This window comes from Corynebacterium sp. LK2590, assembly GCF_040946105.1.
Classification (GTDB): domain Bacteria; phylum Actinomycetota; class Actinomycetes; order Mycobacteriales; family Mycobacteriaceae; genus Corynebacterium.
The window spans coordinates 75,195-94,635 of record NZ_JAYWMH010000005.1 but is presented as its reverse complement, the minus strand read 5'-3'; the positions used below and the strand labels follow the sequence as shown (position 1 = coordinate 94,635).

Annotated in this window: 19 protein-coding genes; 10 read left to right on the top strand and 9 right to left on the bottom strand. The window is 67.0% G+C overall.

Annotation, left to right across the window (positions count from 1 at the left end):
• Positions 1 to 23 precede the first annotated feature (23 nt).
• Together VVR85_RS07545 and VVR85_RS07540 are read left to right on the top strand one after the other, a co-directional pair.
• The gene (locus VVR85_RS07545) at positions 24 to 404 is read left to right on the top strand and encodes an ankyrin repeat domain-containing protein (RefSeq protein ID WP_368520323.1); all 381 of its coding nucleotides are present in this window, start codon (positions 24 to 26) and stop codon (positions 402 to 404) included.
• On the top strand, positions 401 to 1,051 hold the full coding sequence (locus VVR85_RS07540; RefSeq protein ID WP_368520322.1) for a LysE family translocator: 651 nt from the start codon (positions 401 to 403) through the stop codon (positions 1,049 to 1,051). Before VVR85_RS07545 ends, VVR85_RS07540 begins: the two co-directional genes overlap by 4 nt.
• Here the strand turns inward: VVR85_RS07540 and VVR85_RS07535 are convergent.
• The 4 genes from VVR85_RS07535 to VVR85_RS07520 form a co-directional block, all read right to left on the bottom strand.
• Entirely contained in the window at positions 947 to 2,416 is a 1,470-nt protein-coding gene (locus VVR85_RS07535; protein WP_368520321.1) for a type II restriction enzyme, read from the bottom strand. The two genes, VVR85_RS07540 and VVR85_RS07535, sit on opposite strands and share 105 nt — an antisense overlap.
• Positions 2,413 to 3,267, bottom strand: coding sequence for a DNA adenine methylase (locus VVR85_RS07530; protein ID WP_368520320.1), 855 nt, complete (start codon positions 3,265 to 3,267; stop codon positions 2,413 to 2,415). Before VVR85_RS07530 ends, VVR85_RS07535 begins: the two co-directional genes overlap by 4 nt.
• A gap of 164 nt (positions 3,268 to 3,431) precedes the next feature.
• Positions 3,432 to 3,695: a 30S ribosomal protein S20 gene (rpsT, locus tag VVR85_RS07525; protein WP_070769038.1), complete on the bottom strand. Its 264-nt coding sequence runs from the start codon at positions 3,693 to 3,695 to the stop codon at positions 3,432 to 3,434.
• Positions 3,696 to 3,903: 208 nt separating this feature from the next.
• Positions 3,904 to 4,467 (bottom strand): type II toxin-antitoxin system PemK/MazF family toxin, encoded by a 564-nt coding sequence (locus VVR85_RS07520; RefSeq protein WP_368520319.1) that lies wholly within the window; start codon positions 4,465 to 4,467, stop codon positions 3,904 to 3,906.
• An 86-nt stretch (positions 4,468 to 4,553) separates the two neighbouring features.
• Here VVR85_RS07520 and lepA point away from each other — a divergent pair, with 86 nt between their 5' ends.
• Entirely contained in the window at positions 4,554 to 6,401 is a 1,848-nt protein-coding gene (gene lepA / locus VVR85_RS07515; RefSeq protein WP_368520318.1) for a translation elongation factor 4, read from the top strand.
• Here the strand turns inward: lepA and VVR85_RS07510 are convergent.
• On the bottom strand, positions 6,398 to 6,712 hold the full coding sequence (locus tag VVR85_RS07510) for a hypothetical protein (RefSeq protein WP_368520317.1): 315 nt from the start codon (positions 6,710 to 6,712) through the stop codon (positions 6,398 to 6,400). The two genes, lepA and VVR85_RS07510, sit on opposite strands and share 4 nt — an antisense overlap.
• Before the next feature lie 451 nt (positions 6,713 to 7,163).
• On the opposite strand from VVR85_RS07510, the gene VVR85_RS07505 reads away from it, so the two are divergent.
• Positions 7,164 to 8,573 carry a M20 family metallopeptidase gene (locus VVR85_RS07505; RefSeq protein WP_368520316.1) on the top strand — a complete coding sequence of 470 codons (1,410 nt, stop codon included), beginning with the start codon at positions 7,164 to 7,166 and terminating at the stop codon, positions 8,571 to 8,573.
• Here the strand turns inward: VVR85_RS07505 and VVR85_RS07500 are convergent.
• Positions 8,455 to 9,426 carry a type II CAAX prenyl endopeptidase Rce1 family protein gene (locus tag VVR85_RS07500; RefSeq protein ID WP_368520315.1) on the bottom strand — a complete coding sequence of 324 codons (972 nt, stop codon included), beginning with the start codon at positions 9,424 to 9,426 and terminating at the stop codon, positions 8,455 to 8,457. The two genes, VVR85_RS07505 and VVR85_RS07500, sit on opposite strands and share 119 nt — an antisense overlap.
• An 85-nt stretch (positions 9,427 to 9,511) precedes the next feature.
• Between VVR85_RS07500 and VVR85_RS07495 the strand changes: the two genes are divergently transcribed.
• Genes VVR85_RS07495 through VVR85_RS07485 form a run of 3 tightly spaced genes read left to right on the top strand, consistent with a single transcriptional unit; the run spans position 9,512 to position 12,350 of the window.
• Positions 9,512 to 10,645, top strand: coding sequence for a sensor histidine kinase (locus VVR85_RS07495; RefSeq protein WP_368520314.1), 1,134 nt, complete (start codon positions 9,512 to 9,514; stop codon positions 10,643 to 10,645).
• The gene (locus tag VVR85_RS07490) at positions 10,642 to 11,274 is read left to right on the top strand and encodes a response regulator (protein WP_368520313.1); all 633 of its coding nucleotides are present in this window, start codon (positions 10,642 to 10,644) and stop codon (positions 11,272 to 11,274) included. The genes VVR85_RS07495 and VVR85_RS07490 overlap by 4 nt, the downstream gene beginning before the upstream one ends.
• A 20-nt stretch (positions 11,275 to 11,294) precedes the next feature.
• On the top strand, positions 11,295 to 12,350 hold the full coding sequence (locus tag VVR85_RS07485; RefSeq protein WP_368520312.1) for an LD-carboxypeptidase: 1,056 nt from the start codon (positions 11,295 to 11,297) through the stop codon (positions 12,348 to 12,350).
• On the opposite strand, the gene VVR85_RS07480 is transcribed toward VVR85_RS07485, so the two are convergent.
• Together VVR85_RS07480 and VVR85_RS07475 are read right to left on the bottom strand one after the other, a co-directional pair.
• Positions 12,313 to 12,744, bottom strand: coding sequence for a hypothetical protein (locus VVR85_RS07480; protein WP_368520311.1), 432 nt, complete (start codon positions 12,742 to 12,744; stop codon positions 12,313 to 12,315). The two genes, VVR85_RS07485 and VVR85_RS07480, sit on opposite strands and share 38 nt — an antisense overlap.
• 69 nt (positions 12,745 to 12,813) lie before the next feature.
• Complete coding sequence (locus VVR85_RS07475; protein ID WP_368520424.1) at positions 12,814 to 14,682, bottom strand: BCCT family transporter; 1,869 nt, start codon at positions 14,680 to 14,682, stop codon at positions 12,814 to 12,816.
• A 250-nt stretch (positions 14,683 to 14,932) separates the two neighbouring features.
• On the opposite strand from VVR85_RS07475, the gene VVR85_RS07470 reads away from it, so the two are divergent.
• Complete coding sequence (locus VVR85_RS07470) at positions 14,933 to 16,300, top strand: YeeE/YedE thiosulfate transporter family protein (RefSeq protein ID WP_368520310.1); 1,368 nt, start codon at positions 14,933 to 14,935, stop codon at positions 16,298 to 16,300.
• Between the two features lie 185 nt (positions 16,301 to 16,485).
• Here VVR85_RS07470 and VVR85_RS07465 read toward each other — a convergent pair whose 3' ends face one another.
• A complete protein-coding gene (locus VVR85_RS07465) occupies positions 16,486 to 18,174 on the bottom strand; it encodes an FUSC family protein (protein WP_368520309.1) in 1,689 nt (562 codons plus the stop codon).
• A 214-nt stretch (positions 18,175 to 18,388) separates the two neighbouring features.
• Between VVR85_RS07465 and VVR85_RS07460 the strand changes: the two genes are divergently transcribed.
• Both VVR85_RS07460 and VVR85_RS07455 read left to right on the top strand, forming a co-directional pair.
• Positions 18,389 to 18,856: a hypothetical protein gene (locus VVR85_RS07460; RefSeq protein ID WP_368520308.1), complete on the top strand. Its 468-nt coding sequence runs from the start codon at positions 18,389 to 18,391 to the stop codon at positions 18,854 to 18,856.
• Positions 18,857 to 19,025: 169 nt separating this feature from the next.
• Positions 19,026 to 19,394: an HNH endonuclease signature motif containing protein gene (locus tag VVR85_RS07455; RefSeq protein WP_368520307.1), complete on the top strand. Its 369-nt coding sequence runs from the start codon at positions 19,026 to 19,028 to the stop codon at positions 19,392 to 19,394.
• The last annotated feature ends 47 nt before the right edge of the window (positions 19,395 to 19,441 follow it).

Genomic DNA, 19,441 nt, shown 5'->3' with positions numbered 1-19,441 from the left:
GGCAAAAGATTAGGCTTAGGGGCATGACTGCACCCGGACCGGAACTCCAAGACCTCGTTAACCGCCTCTTCGACATGGCCCGCCAGGGCGATAAGACCCTGCTGGACTACATCCACCAGGGCGTGAACATCGACCTGGTCAACCACGAGGGGCAATCCTTCGTCATGCTCGCCGCCTACCACGGCCACGCTGAGCTGGTCGCCGCCCTGGCGGAGGAGGGCGCAAACGTGGACCTCCTCAATGATCGGGGCCAGTCGCCGTTGGCCGGCGCCATCTTTAAGAAGGAAGACGCGGTTATCGACGCCCTCCTGGCCGCCGGCGCCGATCCCCAGGCCGGCACCCCCAGCGCCCTGGATACCGCGCGCATGTTTGAGCGCACCGACCTGGTCGAGCGCCTTTCGTGAGCTGGTCATCGTTTCTCGCGATCATCGTGATGAACCTGGTCGGGGCCGCCAGCCCCGGCCCGGACGTCATCCTGGTGACCCGGTACGCCACTAAGTCCCGCCGCCACGCCATTGCCGCGGCCGCGGGCATCCAGGTCGGGGTGCTGATGTGGTGCACGCTGACCGTCTTCGGCGCAGCCGCGCTGCTGAGCACCTTCCCGTCCGTTTTAGGCTTCGTCCAAGCCATCGGCGGTGCCTTCCTGGTGTGGATGGGCTGGAAGACCATGCGTTCCGGGTTGGCCGAGCGCCGCAACCCGCCGCAGAGCTTGGATGACGCCGTGCAGCGGCTGGGCCGCATGCGCCAGGCCTTCCGCCTGGGACTGGCGACCAACCTGTCCAACCCGAAGATCGTGCTGTTTTTGGCCGCGATGATCGCCCCGCTGCTGCCGGCGCACCCGCCGCTGGGGCTATCGGTCGCGCTGGTGCTGTCGCTGTCGCTGTCCAGCTTCCTTCTCTTCGTCGCGCTAAGCTGCGTGATTTCCACCAACGCGGTCCGGCGGAAGCTACTGGCGGCCGGCCCCTGGATCGACATCGCCGCCGGTGCCTTCTTCCTCGTGGCCGGCGTCCTGTTGGCCGTCAACGGCCTGCGGGAGATCCTCTTCCCATAGGCCCGGCTGCCCGGCCGCGGGCTCGGCCTGGGCGGCCTGGGCCAGGTCCCGGACCCACTCGGTCCAGGCGGCGACGGTGGCCGCTCGCCGCTTGAGGGTGGTCTCGCCCAGGCCCAAGTCTGCGGCGCGCATGATCTCCGCGGCCTCGTCGCGGCCTATTTTCTCCCCGCCCAGCGCGCGCCGGGCGGCCGTGCGGAAGACCCCGCGGGCGGCCAGGCGCTCCACGATGGCGAAGTTGCGCGCGTCTAGGTCATCGAGCGCCATGACCTGCTCGCCCAGCTCGGTCAGGGCCACGCTCTGCGCGTCGGTGCAGACCAAGCCGAGGTAGGCCGCCGCGTTCGCGTAGTAGTCCGCCTGCCGGGAGGTAAAGCCGTAGGCGGTGTGGATATAGTCCTTCGTCAGCGGCTCCTCGCTGGCGGCGAGCAGCTCGCACAGGTTGACCACGCGCGCGAAGGAATCCGCCTGCGGAAAGGGGGCTGCGGCCGGCTCAGTTTCCACGCGGGTGCGCTCGATGGCGTCGAGGAGCGAGTCGGCCGACAGCTGCGTGCTGCCCAGGCAGTAACGCGCCGAGCGCACCTGCCGGATGCTGCGCGGATCGTTCTCGTCGTCGAAGGCGTAGAGGAACAGGTGGAAAACGCCGTTCGAATACAGCAGGTAGACCGGCAGCACCGGTTTGGAGACCACCTGCCGGAAGCGCCGGTAGGGGAAATACAGCTGGCGGATGTTGAAGTCCTCGGGCAGGTGGTTTTTCGCCTCGATGAGCACCAGGCAGTCCGCGGACTCGTAGCCGCCGTCGATCTCCATCTGCGCGCGGTCCACGGTGAAGTCCCGGCCTGCCAGCCGCAGCGGGATCTGGTGGGTGGACATGCGCCCCGAGACCGTCGAGCGCAGGGGGCTGCTGCCGATGAAGTCTTCCAGGATGCCGCTGAGATCCGCCGCAGCCAGGGCCAGCGACTCGGAGGTGATTTGGGAAAAGTCCAGGGACTCGATGTCCGCCGGCACCGGCAGGCGCCGGGTCGGCTGCGGCCCGCGCTCGAATGCCTGATAGAGGCCGAACTTGCCGACCAGGTAGGAATCGCGCGACAGCGGCACCACGGACAGGCCGTGTTTCCGGAATGGCCACGGCCGCGAGCTGGAGTAGTCGTGCTTGGCCATCAGCCGGGGCTCGCGGCGGCTGATCTCCTTCAGGCGGGAGGCGGTAATGCAGGCGAAGCCGTCGCGCTCCAGGGGCCCGGCGAATTCCTCGGCGGCGAAAACGCGCAGCCAGCCGATGTCGTTGACGCCGAGTTTGGTGTCCTTGCTGATCTCGAAACGGTCGCGCAGCTCGGCTATTTCGGCGGCCTCGGCGTCAGTGGCCCGGGTCATGCGGTGGCTCCTCCCACAGTGTCGGTGTAGTTGCGGACCAGGACCTCATCGACCTTCCCGCGCTTGGAGGCCACGGAGTTGATGGCCCGGGTGGCGCCGACGATCTCAGTGGGGTAGTCCGCATACAGGTCCCGGATGAATTCCGTGGCGGAGTTCGACAGGAGGAAATTGACCCCGCGCGCGTCCAGCTCGTCGCAGGCCTGCTTGAGGCGTTCCTGTTGGCTGCGGTCGAAGCCGCCGGCGGCGTAGCCGGTAAACGAGCTGGTGACGTTGACCGGGTCGTAGGGCGGATCGAGGTAGACGAAGTCGCCGGCCTGGGCCGTCTCCAGCAGCACCGCGTAGTCGCCGTTGAGCAATTCGATGTCGTTGTCGCGCAGGTAGGCGCCCACCGCCCGCAGGGTCGGCTCGTCGCAGATGGTCGGGTTCTTGTAGCGGCCGAAGGGCGCGTTGAACTGGCCGGCGGAGTTGACCCGGTACAGGCCGTTGTAGCAGGTCCGGTTCAGGTAGACCGTGCGGGCGGCGCGCTCGACGGCGCTCAGTGCCGCGAAGACCTCCGGGTCGCGGTCCAGGGCGCGCAGCTCGTAGAAGAACTCCGGGGTATTCGGGTAGCCCGCCAGCAGGCCGATGAGCTCGTCCACGTGGTCGCGGGCGACTCGGTAGACATTGATGAGCTCGGTATTTAAGTCATTGACCGTGGCCTTTCCCGGGGCGAGCGCGAGCAGTACCGCGCCGCCGCCCAGGAAGGGCTCGAAATAGCGCTGAAACCCGGCCGCGGGGAGGGCGGACCGAATGGCTGGTAGGAGCTGGCGTTTGCCGCCTACCCATTTCATCAAAGGCTTCAGGTTGTTCATCGTGGCAATATCTTAGCGCCCCGGCCGACCCGCCGGCCGCGCGGCCCGCCTTGCGGGGAACAGGTGTTCGCCTGGAGGGTTAAAAATAAAGGCCGCCAGCCCGCGGGGAGGAATCCTCCTTACCGTGCGGGCCGGCGGCCAGTATTTATGAAGCCGGGGTGGGCCTAGGCCATCTTGTTGAAGGCGTTAGCCATGCCGGACTTCTTGTTAGCAGCGGTGTTGCGGTGGAACACGCCCTTGGACACGGACTTGTCCAGGGAGCGGGAAGCAACGCGCAGCTGCTTCTCAGCGGCAGCCTTGTCACCGGAGGCGACAGCCTCGCGGAACTTGCGGATCTCGGTGCGGACCGCGGAGCGGATGCCCTTGTTGCGACGGCGAGCCTTCTCGTTGGTGATGACGCGCTTCTGCTTGGACTTGATGTTAGCCATAGCTGAAAATACCTCTTAAGTAATCGATCTGATTGACAACGAAACTTGGGGCACTCTCCGGACATGGCTCCAGGCCACAGATGCAGCCGCGGCGCCGGCGTACAAGGCGAACCCAAGGTCCTGCCCGCCCGGCCGACGCGCCCGGAGTCCAAGTAACCCGGCTATCTTAGCAGCCGGGTGCCTGCCCGGACAAAACGCACTCTAGCGCCTACGCCCAGTGGTAGACGGCGCGCAGGCGGTTGGCGATCCGCTCGAAGCGGCGCTGCGGGAACAGGATGCCTTGGCGGCGGACTTGCTCCTCGCTGATTTCCAGCAGGCGGTCCAGGCGGATCCAGCACTGGCGGCCGGACTCGTCCCATTCGCCGGAGCCGATCTCCAGCCAGCAATCGTCCTCGGCGTGCTCCGGGTTGGGGGAGATGAGCAGGCCTAGCACCGTGGTGCGGGTGCGGCCGACCACGAGGACCGCGCGCTCGGTGGGCGGGGACTGCGCCCCGCCGGTCGGCGCCCAGACCCAGACGACCTCCCCGGAGTCGGCCTGGCCGTCCATGTCCGGGGCGAAGAAGATGGACCGCGCGCGGTCCTGGGTGGCCTCCACCCGGATGTCGGCGGGCTTGCGCGGCTCCCAGCTCGTGTGGTGTCCGTGCAGGCCCAGGCTCTGGTTGATGTGGCTTAGGCCCTTGTCGATGGGTTCCTTGTCGCCCACGCCCAGCGCGTGCAGGACTTTCCGGCCCCAGGAGGGTGAGGAGGTGCGAGCAGACTCGGGGTTAACCATGTGTCTATCCTACTTGCCGGTAGCGCCCGTGTCTTGGGTAAGCTGGGACGGACTACCTATTTACTCGAGGAGATTAAGGGACATCGTTGTCTGAGAATTTTGCGGCCACTACGTTCACGGATCCGTCCAAGATCCGGAACTTTTGCATCATTGCTCATATCGACCACGGGAAGTCGACCCTGGCCGACCGCATTCTCCAGCTGTCCAAGGTGGTAGAGGAGCGCGACATGCGCGACCAGTACCTCGACAACATGGACATCGAGCGCGAGCGCGGTATCACCATCAAGGCCCAGAACGTGCGCCTGCCGTGGGTCCCGCAGTCGGGCGAGCTGGCGGGCACCCAGATGGTCCTGCAGATGATCGACACCCCGGGCCACGTGGACTTTTCCTACGAGGTCTCCCGCGCGCTCGAGGCCTGTGAGGGTGCCATCCTGCTTGTCGATGCCGCCCAGGGCATCGAGGCCCAGACCCTGGCCAACCTCTACCTGGCCATGGAAAACGACCTGGAAATCATCCCGGTGCTCAACAAGATCGATCTGCCGGCTGCCGATCCGGATAAGTATGCCCTCGAGCTGGCCAACATCATCGGCTGCGAGCCGGAGGAGGTCCTGCGCGTGTCCGGCAAGACCGGCGAGGGCGTCGTCGAGCTGCTCGACCGCCTGGTCGACCTGGTGCCGGCCCCGACTTCGGAGGGCGGCTCGGATGCCCCGGCCCGCGCGCTGATTTTCGACTCCGTCTACGACACCTACCGCGGCGTGGTCACCTATATCCGCATGATGGACGGGACCCTGAAGCCGCGTCAGAAGGTGCTCATGATGAACACGGGCGTGGAGCACGAGATCCTGGACATCGGCATCGTCTCGCCCACGCCCACCTCCTGCAAGGGGCTGGGCCCCGGTGAGGTCGGCTACCTGATTACCGGCGTGAAGGACGTGCGCGAGACCAAGGTGGGCGACACCGTCACCTGGGCCAAAAACGGCGCGGACAACCCGCTGCGCGGCTACGAGGACCCGAAGCCGATGGTCTATTCCGGTCTGTTCCCCATCTCCCAGGCGGACTTCCCGGACCTGCGCGACGCGCTGGACAAGCTCCAGCTCAACGACGCCTCCCTCACCTTCGAGCCCGAGACCTCCGTGGCGCTGGGCTTCGGCTTCCGCTGCGGTTTCTTGGGCCTGCTCCACATGGAGATCACCCGCGACCGCCTGCAGCGCGAATTCGACCTGGATCTCATCTCCACCGCGCCGTCGGTGACCTACCGCGTGGTCAAGGAGGACGGGGAAGAACAGATCGTGCACAACCCCTCCGACTGGCCGGGCGGCAAGGTCGGCGAGGTCTACGAGCCCATCGTGAAGATGACGGTCATCGTGCCGGAGGAATTCGTCGGCCCCACCATGGAGCTGTGTCAGTCCAAGCGCGGCCAGATGGGCGGCATGGATTACCTGTCCGAGGACCGCGTCGAGCTGCGCTACACCATGCCGCTGGGCGAAATCATCTTCGACTTCTTCGACATGCTCAAGTCCCGCACCAAGGGCTACGCCTCCCTCAACTACGAGGAGGCCGGCGAGCAGCTGGCCGACCTGGTCAAGGTGGACATCCTGCTGCAGGGCGATCCCGTGGACGCCTTCTCGGCCATCGTGCACCGCGATCACGCCCAGCACTACGGCAACAAGATGACCAAGAAGCTCAAAGAGCTCATCCCGCGCCAGCAGTTCGAGGTGCCGGTGCAGGCGGCCATCGGCTCGAAGATCATCAGCCGTGAAAACATCCGCGCCATGCGCAAGGACGTGCTCGCCAAGTGCTACGGCGGCGACATCTCGCGTAAGCGCAAGCTGCTAGAAAAGCAGAAGGCCGGTAAGAAGCGCATGAAGTCCATCGGCTCGGTCTCCGTGCCGCAGGAAGCCTTCGTCGCCGCGCTGTCGACCGACTCCGACTAGTAGAACACCACGCGCGCGTTATTCCCGCCGGTGCACTCCATGGACTTATCTCCCAACACGCTGCACTGCATGTTATAGGTCTGGCCAGTGGCCGGGCTGGCCACGGAGATTTCCGGCTGGTAGAAGTCGCGGACGTTCTCGCCGGTGGGGTTGTGTCCGGCGGTCTGGGCGTCGAAGACGGCCCTGCCGAACTCGCAGCTGGTGTTCTCGCCGGCCAGGACGGTGTTAATGCCGAAGCCGTCGCCTAAGATGCAGACCTCGTAGTAGGTGCCGGCCACGGTGGCGGTCTGACCGGGGGTGGGGTTGTGCATGACCAGATCCATGTAGTCGGAGGCAACGTAGTCGACCGCGCGGTTGCTCGCGCCGGCTCCGGCACCCGCTCCGGCTTCCTGGTTGTTCTCGGCGGCGGGTTCCTGGGTGCTGTCGGCAGCCGCGGTGTTGTCGGCGGAGGCCTCGGCGTCGGCATCGCCGGCTTTGGAGCTGTTTTTTGGCCTTCGAGCTGGACTGGGTGGAGGACTGGGCGGAGTTCTCCGCCGCGCTGGGTTCCTGCGTGACGGTGCTGCCGGCCTCGGGGGTGGGGGTGTCTTGGGTGGATTCACCGGAGGAACAGGCGGCGACGAAGAAGAGCGGGGCGAGGACAAAAAGTGTTATACGTCTCATAAAAGGCAGATTAGTGTGTATACAAGTGAGATAAAAGGGTAAGCGAGAAAAACTTGGTACGCTCGGTTGCTAAACGCCAGTAACAAGGAGTGAGAAGTCACGATGACGGTGCCTCAGTCCCCGCACCAAAAGGACCCGCGAACCGCCTACCGCACCGGCCCCTACCGGCAGCCCTCCCCGGAACAGTCCGTGCCCCGGCAGGGCCAGCAGCTGCCCCCGCTGCCGGTCACGCAGGCGACCCTGGGCGAGCGCCCCGCCGGCGAGGTCCTGCGCGAGGACGGAGCGCAGCTGCTCGAGCAGCTGCAGGTGCTGCGCCGTGACCTGCACCAGAACCCGGAGATCGGCAACCACACGCCCTATACCCAGGCCAAGGTGCTCGAGGAGCTCTCCGGCCTGCCGCTGGAAATCACCACGGGCGTCTCGGTGACCTCCGTGGTGGCCGTCCTGCGCGGCGGCAAGCGCGGCGAGCACCCGGTCTCCGTCCTACTGCGCGCGGACATGGACGCCCTCGAGGTCGCCGAGCGCACCGGCTCGCCGTTCGCGGCCACCAACGGGTACATGCACGCCTGCGGCCACGACCTGCACACTGCCGCACTGGTCGGCGCGGCCAAGCTGCTGAGCCAGCACCGCGAGGAGATCCCCGGCGACGTCATCTTCATGTTCCAGCCCGGCGAGGAGGGCCCGGGCGGGGCCCGCCCCATGATCGAGGAGGGCGTGCTGGATGCCGCCGGCCGCCGCCCAGTGGCCGCCTACGGCATCCACGTCGGCCCGCAGGACTACGGCAACTTCTACCACGTGCCCGGCCCGCTGATGGCCTCCTCGTCCAACCTGCGGCTGACCGTCCACGGCAAGGGCGGGCACGGCTCCCGCCCGCACGACGCCATCGACCCGGTCGCCGCCATGGCCGAAATCCAGGTAGCCCTGCAGACCGCCGTCACCCGCCGCTTCGACGCCATGAACCCGGTGGTCATCACTGTAACCAACCTGTGGGCCGGCGACGGAGCCATCAACGCCATCCCGGACAAGTGCGGCTTTTCTGCCACGGTCCGCGTGCTGGACGATGCCGCCATCGACCGCGTCCGCCAAGTCATCACCGAGGTGGCCTCGAACGTGGCGGCGGCGCACCGCTGCGCGGTGGACATCGACTTTGAGATCCTCTATCCGACCACCAAGACCAACCCGCGTGAGAACGCCTTCGCCGCGGGCGTATGGTCGCGCCAGTTCGGCTCGGACCGGGTGGTACCGATGCGCTCGCCGATGATGGCCAGCGAGGACTTCGGCTTCGTCCTCCAGCAGGTGCCGGGCACCTTCGTGTGGCTGGGTACCGCCAACCCGGAGACCCCGCAGTCCAAGCGCGAGTGGAACCACTCGCCGCTGGCGCGCTTCGACGACTCTATTCTGGGCGATCAGGCCGCCGCACTTGCCGGGGTGGCCTTTGAGCGGCTGGTGGCCGAGGAGCTGCTCCCGTCGCCGACCATTCACGCGGCCCGGCAGGCAGCCCAGCAGGGCTAGCCGCCACCAGCTGCGGGCGGCGGCGCACGAGGTAGAGAATCCAGGCAGTCGCGCCCACGGAGAAGACGACCTCGGCGCCGACGGAGGCCCAGCTCACCTCCACGGCGTTGGGGTCCGAAATGCCCACGGCCGCGGTGCCAAAGGCCAAGACGTTGCCCACGGCATGGACCACCGCGGCGGCCTCGATGCCGCCGGTGGACCACGTCAACACGGTCGCGGCCGCGGCGAAGACTGCGATGGCGGCCAGCCCCTTGGCATCGTAGGCATGCCCGGCGATAAACAGCCCGAAGCCGGGCAGGTAGGCCAGCCACGGCGAGCGGATCCAGCGCCCCAGCCACTGGGGGAGGAGTGCGCGGAAGATGAGTTCTTCGCTGAGCGCCTGCAGCGGAACCAGCGTCACCGTGAGGGCCAGGAGTACGGCCGCGGTGGAATCCCACCGCGGGGAATGGCCCTCGATGACCGTGATTGGGAGGTAGGCCACCGCCCAGGCGACCACGGCCGGCAGCACGGCCCGACCTGCCAGCCCCCAGCGCACGCGGCCGGCAACCGACCACAGCCCGCGGGCCCCGCGCCGGGCAGCGGGCACGTTCCGACCGCGGCGGCAGATGCTCGCCGCCACCCAGGCGGCGGCACCGAGGGCGATGATAAGCCCCAGGCTGACGGCGAAGGGGCCGGGCCGGGACATGTCATCGATAGCGTCGATAGCCTCGCCGCCCAGGCTGAGCCCGGCGACCAGGGCGAAGCCAAAGAAAAAGACCACCGCGATAGCGATGAAGACTGCGGCTTCTAGCAGCGGGCGCCACCAGCTGCCCGGCAGCACACGGTGAAAAGAACTCTGCGTTAATTCGTCCATACCTTCTACGGTGTCAGGTTTCGGGCCGCGGAGTCTCCTCCCCGGGGAGGATTTCGCGGCCGGGGACGCGGCCTATACTGAGCCCATGACTGTGGGACCGGAGACCGTGCGCCGGATAGGCATCGTTGTGCTGTGCGCCCTGTGCGACCTGGTGGTGGGCCTGGTGCTGGTGGGCATTGACCTGGAGGATTCGCCCGCCGCCGACACGCCGGAGTTCGACGCCTACGTGGCTATCATGGCGCTTTTTGGCGTGGCGGGCTGGCCGCTGCTGTTTATCGGCCTGCGCCACGAGCCGGGAGAAGATTCCGCCCACCCCGGCCCCCGATCAGCGCTGGTCTGCAGCGCGCTGGTGGCCTTGGCCGGCTTCTCCTATTTCGGCTGCGTCTCCTCCGCGGTGGCGTTTATCTCCCTGGTCGGGCGCGGTTCCACGCGGTGGTCCGTGGTCGGGGTCCTCGCGATGGTCGGGGGTGTGCTGGTGGATTGGGCGTTTAACCCGAGCGGCGCCCCGCCCCTGGACGACTGGTATTTCCTGGCCGCGCTCGCGGTGGTCATGGTGCCCATGCTGCTCGTTGGCATGGGGCGCGCGGCCAGCAAGCGGGACCAGCGCGCCCGGTTCGCGGCCGCCGCCACCGTCGAGCGCGAGCGCCTGTCCCGCGACCTGCACGACAGCCTCTCGCACCGGCTCAGCCTGATCTCCCTCTACGCCGGGGCCCTGGCCGAGCGCGAGGACTTGAGCCCCGAGCAGCAGCGCCGCTCCGCCGAAACCATCCGCACCGAGGCCGCCCACGCCGTCGACGACCTGCGGGAGGTACTGCGGTCCATCACCTCGCGGCAGGCCCCCGGCCCCGGCGTCCGCGAGATCATAAGCTCCGCTCAGGAGGCCGGCGATGCCATCACCTTTACCAGCGACGGCGCCACCTCGCGCCTGTCCACCGCGGCTGCCCAGGCCCGGGCCCGCGCGCTGCAGGAATGCCTGACCAACGCCCGCAAGCACGCGCCCGGCCAGCCGGTCACCGTGGTCGAGGCCACCGAGCCCAAAGCCGGCACCTACACCTGCCGCGTCAGCAACCCGCTCCTGGCAGGCTCGAAGGGGGCAGGCACCGGCCGCGGGCTGGACGGCATGCGCCAGCGGCTCAAGCTGGTCGGCGGTAGACTGGACATCCATCAGGGCCGCGAGTTCTGCGTGGGCATCACCCTGCCGCTAAAGGAGGCGCAATGATAAGGGTCGTCATCGTCGACGACGAGGAGCTGGTGCGCGGCGGCGTCCAGCTGGTGGTGGAATCCGATCCGGAGATCCGGGTCGTCGGCGAGGCCAGCAACGGCCGCGACGGGGTGGCGGTCGTCGCCGACCTGCAGCCCGACGTGGTGCTCATGGACATCCGCATGCCGGTGCTCGACGGCATCGCCGCGGTGGAAAAGATCGACCCAGCCGTGCCGGTCATCATGCTCACCGCCTTCGACACCGACGAGTTCATCGCCGCCGCCCTGCGCGCCGGGGCCGTGGGATTTCTGCTCAAAAACACCCCGCCGAAGGCCCTGACCTCCGCGGTGCGCGCCGCGCACGAGGGCCATCAGATCCTCTCGCCCGGGGTGGTGGGATCGCTGCTCGAAGCCGAGCCCAAGGCCACCCCGAAGCAGGACGCCGCGCGTGCGAAGCTGGCCAACCTCTCCGAGCGCGAGCTAGAAATCGCCCGCCTAGTCGCCAAGGGGCTGAGCAACGCCGAGATCGCCGCGGCCGAGTTCGTCTCCATCACCACGGTCAAAACCCATGTCCAGCACATCCTGCGCAAGCTGCCGGCGCGCAGCCGCATCCACATCGTCATCACGGTGCTGGATGCGGGACTATAGAGAAGTGAAGGCAGAACAACATGACTGAACTGCATTCATTAGTCATCAACGGCAAGGGCTACGTTGCGGTCGTGGCGCCGTCGGTGGCGGTCTCCGTCATCGGCCCCGCAGTTCACCGGCAGGCCATGGCCCGCGTGAAGGAACTATTCCGCCTGCCGATCAAGGAGGGCGCCTCCGTTTGGGGCGGGGCTAGCCCCGAGCAGCGCGCGGCGGAGATCAACCACGCGATGACGGATCCTGAGTGCGCGGCGGTGCTGGCCGTAGCCGGCGGCAACGACTCCATCCGGCTGCTGCGCCACCTGGACCCTGAGGCGCTGGCCGGCAGCGCTGTTCCCTTCATCGGCTACAGTGACAACACCGCCATTCACAATTTCCTCTGCCGATTGGGGAAGCGCTCGTTCTACGGCGGCTCCACCCAGGTGCAGGTGGGGCCAGGGCCGGGGATGGATCCGGAACACGTGGCATCGTTGGGTGCCGCCGTGGCTGGTCGGGGAGCAATAGAACTGTCTGCGCCCGCGGCATATGAAGTCCGCGGCGTTGAGTGGCAGAATCCGCGGGCGTTGGACAGCTACGGTAACCGCGTGGAGTTTCCGCCCTATGTCTGGGAAGGGGCCCGCAGGGCAGTGCGCGGTCGCACGTGGGGAGGATGCCTCCAGACGTTGGTGCAGCTGGCCGCGATGGGGCAGCTTCCGGAGCCGTCCGAGCTTGCGGGGGCCGTTATGTTCCTCGAGCTTTCCGACGAGCCGCTCGGAGATGGCAACGTGTGCAAGCTCGTGCGTGCCCTAGGCGAGGCGGGGTATTTCGACGCGGTCGCGGCCCTCGCCCTGGCCTTGCCCCCGCACTCCGTGACCGGCCCCGGCGGGCAGGTGAGTCCCGATCCGGCGAAAGCACACGCGTTGCTGGCCGAGATGTCCGAGCAGGTCGGCGCCTATAACCCGGATCTAACCCGGGTGCTAGGGCTGCCCATCGGGCACCAGCGCCCTCAGTACGTCATCCCCTACGGCGGCGAGCTGCTCATCGATGCCCGCCGCCGGGAGGTTACGGCCTTCTACGGCGACGGCCCCGCGGGCCAATGATGAGGACGATAAGCGCGGCGACGAGGCCGATGGCCGCTATCACCACCGACGCCCACCCGGCCGCGCCCCAGTAGGTGGGGTAGTAGCGCAGGGCGTAGCCAAAGACCTGGCCGTCGTCGAACTGCTGGACCAGCGAGATGGCCAGCCACCACAGCTTCGCCGTGGCCAGCACCGCCCCTACCACCAGGGTGGTGGCGATGCCGGCGCGGCTGCCGCGGCGGAAGGCCCAGCACAAAAGGCCGACGGCCACCAGGACGATGCCTACCATCGTGGCGGCGAACCACAGCGGGGTCTGGATGGAAAACGGCGAACCGTTCAGCAAGAACTCGTGGTCGACGCGGTGCTGGTCAATGAGTGTGAATCCGTCGAGGACGACGTCTGCGGGAAGGCCCATACCTTGAAAGCCTAGCGGCGCCCGCTCCAGCCCGGGCGGGATAGCGCTGTAAGCCTGGCCACTACGGCGCTAGTCTTTCTGGGCTTTCCCGTTGGCCTGGCCGGCGTGGTCTTCTTGGTCGCCGATGTAGTCCGGGTGCGAGGCGTCGTGCTTCGGGTCGTAGCCGTCGGACCAAGTGTTGGTGGAAAAGTCGTAGTCGACGGCGTCGCCGGCCTCGTCGGTGCGCTGGTACCAGCGGGTGTAGCGGCCGGCCGCGGAGTCGAAGTCGGAGCCGGCGCCGCGCCCGTCGGAGGCTTCCTCGACGGAGAACTCAAAGTCGTCGCCGTGCTCCTCGATGCCACGGATCACCGCGTTTTCCACCGCCGTGCGCGCGTACTGGCGGCGGATGAACATCGGGTCGCTGCGCAGATCCACGATGAAGGCGACCATCATCACCAGCAGCACCACGCAGAAGGGAAGTGCGGACAGGATGGTCAGGTTCTGCAGGCCGGACAGGACCTCCTCGCCGCCGGTGAGCAGCATGACAACGGCGATGCCCATCATGCATAGGCCCCAGAAGACCACCAGGGCCTTGTTCGGGGAGGGGTTGCCCTTCGAGGCCATGGTGCCCATGATGACCGAGGCCGAGTCCGCCGAGGTGACGAAGAAGATGGCCAGCACGCCCAGCAGGATGAACGGGGTGATGGTGCCCAGCGGCAGGTTGCTGAACATGTTGAACAGGACGGCCTCGCCGGAGGCGTCGGCGTCGAAGCCCGGGATGCCGGCGTCGTGGAAGGTGATAGACGTCCCGCCGAAGATGGTAAAGGCCAGGATGAGGATGATGGTGGGTGCCAGGATGGTCACCGCCGCGTACTGGCGCAGGGTGCGACCGCGCGAGATGCGCGCGACGAACATGCCGACGAACGGTGCCCAGGCGATCCACCAGGCCCAGTAGAAGGCGGTCCAGTAGGACTGGAACTCGACCGTCTCATCGCCCCAGGACAGCGACTTAGACATCATCGGCAGCAGCTCGTCCAGGTAGGTGACCATGCCGGACGGCAGCAGGTTGAGCAGCAGCAGGGTGGGGCCGGTGATAAAGACGAAGGCCACCAGCGCCAGCGTCAGCGTGATGTTCAGGTTGGACAGGTAGCGGATGCCGCGGGAGACCCCGGAGACCGCCGAGATGACAAAGCCCACGCCGAGCACGGCGATGATGACAAGCAAGATGCGGTTGGGCAGCGGCCCGGCGCCGGAGATGATCTCCACACCCTGGCCGATCTGCACGGCGGACACACCCAGGGTCGCGGCGGTGCCGAACAGCGTGGCGATGAGCGCCATAATGTCGATGACCTTGCCCAGCGGGCCGTCGGTGTCCTTGGAGCCGAACAGCGGCTTGAAGATGGAGGAAATCAGCGGCACGCGCCCGCGGCGGTAAGACGAATAGGCGATCGCCGCGCCGACCAGCGAGTACATCGCCCACGGGGAAATGCCCCAGTGGAAGTGGGACTGCGCGACGGCCTGGTGGAGGGCCTCGACCGTGCCGCCTTCGTCCACGGTGTGCGGCGGCGGGGTCAGGTAGTAGCTCAGCGGCTCGGAGGGGCCATAAAAGAACAGCCCGACGCCGATACCCGCGCCGAACATCATCGCCACCCAGGAGAAGAAACCGAACTCCGGCTGTTCGTCGTCGGTGCCCAGCTTGATGCGGCCCAGCTTCGACAGGCCCACGTACGCCATCACCACGATGGCCAGGATCATCGTGATATTCAGCAGCCAGCCCGCGTTGGTAATAGCCCAGCCAAAGGCCGCCGATGCCGTCTGCGCCACCTGGTCGGGCATCGTCACGCCCCAGGCGATGAAGCCGACGACGAGCACCGCAGTCACGCCGAAGATGATCTTGTCCAGGCCAAAGGTGTTGCGCTGGTCTTCGACCCCGATGCCCGGGACCAGGCCCGGGTGCATGTTGTGGGGGTAGAGGCCCACCGCGGGGCCGGTGCTGCCGGTCGGCCCGGCGTTGCGCGGCTGGGGCTCGCGGGAGGCAGCGGAAGAGGTAGACGGGGTGGACGAGGAGGACGCGGATTCAGGTTCGGATTTCGACACGAAGGTCAATCATTCAGGAAATTGGCATAAGTCACAACTCAGGCACGCCGAGTCGACCGCCTAGTCTAGGCATACTAGACAAGCTCGTCTGTGGAGGAATAGGGTGGGCGCCATGTTGATTTCCGGACTTCTCGTGGGCGGCGTCTTCGGCGCCGTACTGCAGCGCGGGCGCTTCTGCGTGACCGGCATGCTGCGCGATATCTATCTGAACAAGACCTGGCGCGGGTTTACCGCGCTGATGTTCCTCATCTCCGTGCACGCCTTCGGGCTGACCCTGCTGACCAGCCTGGGCGTTATCCAGCCCGAGGTCGCCAACTTCACCCCGGTGGCCATCATCGTGGGCGGCTTCATCTTCGGCCTGGGCATCATCCTGTCCGGCGGCTGCGCCTCTGGCACGTGGTACCGCTCCGCCGAGGGCCTGGTCGGCTCCTGGATCGCGCTACTGCTCTACGGCCTGTCCGCCGCGGCGATGAAGTCCGGCCCGCTGGCCGAGGTCGACGGCTGGTTCAAGCAGTGGGAGATGCCCCTGACCACCATCCACGGTGCGCTGGGGATTACGCCCTGGCTGCTGGTGGCCGTGGTCTGGACCGTGACGTTCATGCTGTGGAGCCACTACCGCCGCAAGGACGCCGGCCGCCCGACCTTGGACCTGGGCCAGCCCTGGTGGGCCCGCCCGCTGTCGCTGAACACCGCGGCCATCCTGGTAGGCCTTATCGCCACCGTGGCCTTCCCGCTGTCGGCCGCGACCGGGCGCAACAACGGCCTGGGCATTACCACCCCGACCGCCGATGTCATGCGCTACACCACCACCGGCGACGGGCAGTACCTCAACTGGGGCACGCTGCTGGTCGTCGGCCTGTTCATCGGCGCCTTCATCGCCGCCAAGGCGACCGGCGAGTTCCGCGTGCGCGTCCCGGACGCCCAGACCGCCTACCGCGCCGTGGCCGGCGGCGTCATGATGGGCGTGGGCGCGTCCCTGGCCGGCGGCTGCACCGTCGGTAACGGCATGGTGGAGACCTCCCTGTTCAGCTTCAAGGGCTGGGTCGCCCTGCTGTTCATGGGCCTGGGCGTGGCCGTCGGCGCCAAGCTGTGGCTCAAGCCCCACCGCGTTGCCGAAACCCCGGCCTCGGCCGAAGACGCCGTGCTTAACGATGCCCCCACGGTCAACCAGCCCTTCCCAGTCGCCACCGGCGCCGTAACCCTCAAGCCGCAGGCAGCCACGTCAACCCAGAAGGCCCGCCCGCTCGGCGGGGGCCGCTACGCGCTCGACACTCTGGGCGCGGTCTGCCCCTTCCCGCTGATCGAGGCCAAGCAGGTCATGGACGAGCTGGAAAACGGCGAGGCTTTGGTCATCGACTTCGACTGCACCCAGGCCACCGACTCCATCCCCGCCTGGGCAAACGATGCCGGCCACCGCATCACCGACTTCCACCGCGCCAGCGATGCCGGCTGGCAGGTTACCGTCGTGAAAGGAGGCTAATCACACGGGTGTGAGTTAGGATGAAGGGGCATCGCAGGCGTTTGTGATGCCCCTTTAACTTTGTCTCAGCGAGGTATCCCACCATGCAGTTCCCAGATTCCGTCGTGGCCGAACTGGAAGAGCTTTTCGCCCCGGTGGCCCAGGAGCATCTCCTGGACGCCTCACTGTTGTTGCAGCCGCGCTAGCTAGCGGGCCTGCGGACTGGCCATACGCACCTTGTCCGCCAACTGCTGGATATCCGCCGCGCTGGGTTGGGTATCCGGCGCCAAGTTACAAAAGTCTAGCAGCTGGTAGCCAGCGTGCTGGATGGCCTCGTGCTGGGCGCTGAACTCGCCCACGCGATCGGGCTGGTTGGCCTCCACCGACTGGATGGAGCGGCGCTCGGACAGCAGCTCGTACTGCAGGTCGCGGCGCTGGCTCAGCGATTGCTGCGGCGTCTCCGTCAGCAGGGCGCCCAGCAGCGCGCCCATCGACTCGTAGCAGCGGATCTGCAGGCGGTGGTGGTTCAGCGCCGCCGATGCCGGCCGGTACAGCCACAGCACCAGCAACGCGAAGAGGATGGACAGGGAAATCTCCGCCATGCGCGCGCCGACGACGGGGGCGAGCTCCGGCGCCTGCGAATTGCCCATCAGCAGCGCCAGCGGGGTGGAGAAGATGACGCAGAAGGCGTAGTTTTTCACCACGAAAATCTCCGCGAAGAACTGGCAGGCCGCCAGTGCGATCAGCAGCGACCAGCCCCACACGCCGAAGTAGTGGAAGGTGGCGAACAGGCACACGCCCAGCACCGAGCCGGCCGCGCGGTGGATGGCGCGCACCGTGCCCGGCACCCGGTCCGGGCCCCACTGCAGAATCAGCAGGACCGAAATGGCACCCCAGTCCGGACGCCCCAGGCCGAGGGCCACGCCCAGCAGCGCGGTGACCAGGCCGGCGAAGAAGACGCGCTCGGTGGTGATGAAGGCGTGCCCGTTGCGCACCGCGGAGCGGTAGAGGCGGTAGGTCACCGTCGGGCGGCTATGCGGGATGACGGTGCGGCTGGGGTCGATGTCGTTGGGGGTGTCGGTGAGCAGAGCCTCGGCGGCGCCGAATTCGTCGCGCAGGTTATGCCTGACGATGCTGCGCTGCGCCGCCAGCGTGCGCCGCACCAGCTCGGACTGGGACTGGTTGATAATGCGCCCACCGCTAACGATGCCCGCATCCGCCAGCGACTGCCACGCATTCGACAGCGCCGTCTGCGCCTGGTGGTGGCGGGCCAGGTGGTCCTTATCGGCGTTGGCGTAGTCTTCGGCCGCGCGCTCCAGGATGGCGACGACGCGCCGCTCCGGGCCGTGCTTGTCCAGCAGCGCCGGGGCCATGCCGAGCAGCCAGGCCGTCGCCGCGCCGACGCAGGCCCACAGGATGACCTCGCCGACGTGAGTGCCGCTGCGGGCGAGCATCGTGGACCCGCCTGAGACCATCACGATGAAAAAGCCGCCCGGCGGGGGCAGGCGCAGGGCGTTTTGGACAAAGGCTGCCGTGGTGGCCAGCACCACGGTAAACAGCGCCGAGAGGATGAGCCACCAGTGCCCGTGGCCGGGCGCGAAGACCAGCGTGCCCACCAGGGTGCCGGTCGCCGATCCGAGGACCAGCAGCGTGCCGGCCACCGCGATGATCCGGGCGCGCGTGCGGTAAGGGTGGCCCTCGCCGTAGATGACGGAGAACGCGCCGGTGGCGATGAGCAGGATGGCGTTGGGATAGCCCAGCAGCAGGGCCACGCAGCCCGGCAGGAGGATGGCCAGCGCGGCGCGCAGCGCGCCGGGCCACCGCGGGGCGGAGGAGTGGAAGGTGGTCAGCAGCTGGAGGGTACTTGGTCTTTGGGGAGTAGGGTTGTCCGTCACGGTGCTGCTACACGTTCCTTTCTCGTATCAAATTTGTTCGGCCTATACAGCGTACTCTTCCTGTGGGTTTTCGCGAACTTTTGTACTCCTAGTTATCTGTTGTCCACAGGCGGTGGTTCCCGAGCGTTAACTATTTCACTCGGTCGGTGGAGTTATCCACAGGCGCGAATTTGTGCCCTTGTGGGGGTTGACGCGTGCTTCTAGCGTGTGGGGCATGACAGCAACGACAGCCATGGACACTTTGAAAGCAGCGCACTCCATCTTCGCGGACGGGATCTCCTACGTGGGCCTGTGCCGCGAGCTGAGCCTGCCTGCCCTGAAGGCTGTCATGTCCGACGTTGCCGCGGCCGCCCACTACCGCGCCTGCCAGACCTTCTTCGGACACACCACCTACACGAGGAAGCAAGCCGCCGCGAGGAAAGGCGCCGCGGAATCCGGACACCACCTCGACACACTGCTGGTGTTGGACAACGCCTTCCGGCGGGTGCGCAACCAGGGCGAGGCCTGGGCGATGCTCATCGAACTGTGCAACACTCCTGGCACCACCAAGCAGCTGCGCCGACTGGCCAACCAAAAGGTCTTGGAGCTCAACCGCCCGGCACCGCCGGCCGAAGGCGTGCGGGTCACCCGCCGCAAGGATGGGCCCAGCATTTTTTTGTTACCGGTGATCCGGAGTTGGTAGAAAACCTCTGGGCGTCAATTAAGACCATCCCGGATGTCGAGGCGTTGTTTAGCGGCGGGCTGAACAAGCAACAGAAGGCCACGCACGTGGTCACCCCCTGCCCGACTGGGTACGCATCCTTGCCGGTGACGGGGACGAAATCACCCTGCAGCTAACCAACGGCACCACCATGACGGGTGCCGAGTATGTCCGCCAATGCTTGTTGGATGCGGGTCTGGCCACCCTGGTGGACCCTAGGCGGGGTCCGGTCAACCAATACCGCTACCAACGCCACGCCTCACCCAAACAAAAAGACATGGCGAAGGCGGAGACCACCACCTGCGCGTGGCCGAACTGCCGCAAGCCGGCCGATGAGTGCCAGGTCCACCACATCCACCCGTGGGTCGATGGTGGTGAAACCAACCAAGAGAACCTCACCTTGTTGTGCGAGTTCCACAACTCTTGGAATGATGACGACCCGGCCTACCCCAGGCACGGCCGGGTCAACCGAAGACACGGCCACATCACCTGGGATCCTCCCTGGGGCGGCGGGCCCTGACGGCTGACGGCGGACGGCTGACACGGGGGTCAGCCGCAAACCCAAGG

Coding starts and splice junctions, on each gene's coding strand:
- VVR85_RS07545 (WP_368520323.1), top strand. CDS start 24: ATGACTGCACCCGGACCGGAACTCCAAGACCTCGTTAACCGCCTCTTC.
- VVR85_RS07535 (WP_368520321.1), bottom strand. CDS start 2,416: ATGACCCGGGCCACTGACGCCGAGGCCGCCGAAATAGCCGAGCTGCGC.
- VVR85_RS07530 (WP_368520320.1), bottom strand. CDS start 3,267: ATGAACAACCTGAAGCCTTTGATGAAATGGGTAGGCGGCAAACGCCAG.
- rpsT (WP_070769038.1), bottom strand. CDS start 3,695: ATGGCTAACATCAAGTCCAAGCAGAAGCGCGTCATCACCAACGAGAAG.
- VVR85_RS07520 (WP_368520319.1), bottom strand. CDS start 4,467: ATGGTTAACCCCGAGTCTGCTCGCACCTCCTCACCCTCCTGGGGCCGG.
- VVR85_RS07510 (WP_368520317.1), bottom strand. CDS start 6,712: ATGCACAACCCCACCCCCGGTCAGACCGCCACCGTGGCCGGCACCTAC.
- VVR85_RS07505 (WP_368520316.1), top strand. CDS start 7,164: ATGACGGTGCCTCAGTCCCCGCACCAAAAGGACCCGCGAACCGCCTAC.
- VVR85_RS07500 (WP_368520315.1), bottom strand. CDS start 9,426: ATGGACGAATTAACGCAGAGTTCTTTTCACCGTGTGCTGCCGGGCAGC.
- VVR85_RS07495 (WP_368520314.1), top strand. CDS start 9,512: ATGACTGTGGGACCGGAGACCGTGCGCCGGATAGGCATCGTTGTGCTG.
- VVR85_RS07490 (WP_368520313.1), top strand. CDS start 10,642: ATGATAAGGGTCGTCATCGTCGACGACGAGGAGCTGGTGCGCGGCGGC.
- VVR85_RS07485 (WP_368520312.1), top strand. CDS start 11,295: ATGACTGAACTGCATTCATTAGTCATCAACGGCAAGGGCTACGTTGCG.
- VVR85_RS07480 (WP_368520311.1), bottom strand. CDS start 12,744: ATGGGCCTTCCCGCAGACGTCGTCCTCGACGGATTCACACTCATTGAC.
- VVR85_RS07475 (WP_368520424.1), bottom strand. CDS start 14,682: ATGCACCCGGGCCTGGTCCCGGGCATCGGGGTCGAAGACCAGCGCAAC.
- VVR85_RS07470 (WP_368520310.1), top strand. CDS start 14,933: ATGTTGATTTCCGGACTTCTCGTGGGCGGCGTCTTCGGCGCCGTACTG.
- VVR85_RS07460 (WP_368520308.1), top strand. CDS start 18,389: ATGACAGCAACGACAGCCATGGACACTTTGAAAGCAGCGCACTCCATC.
- VVR85_RS07455 (WP_368520307.1), top strand. CDS start 19,026: ATGACGGGTGCCGAGTATGTCCGCCAATGCTTGTTGGATGCGGGTCTG.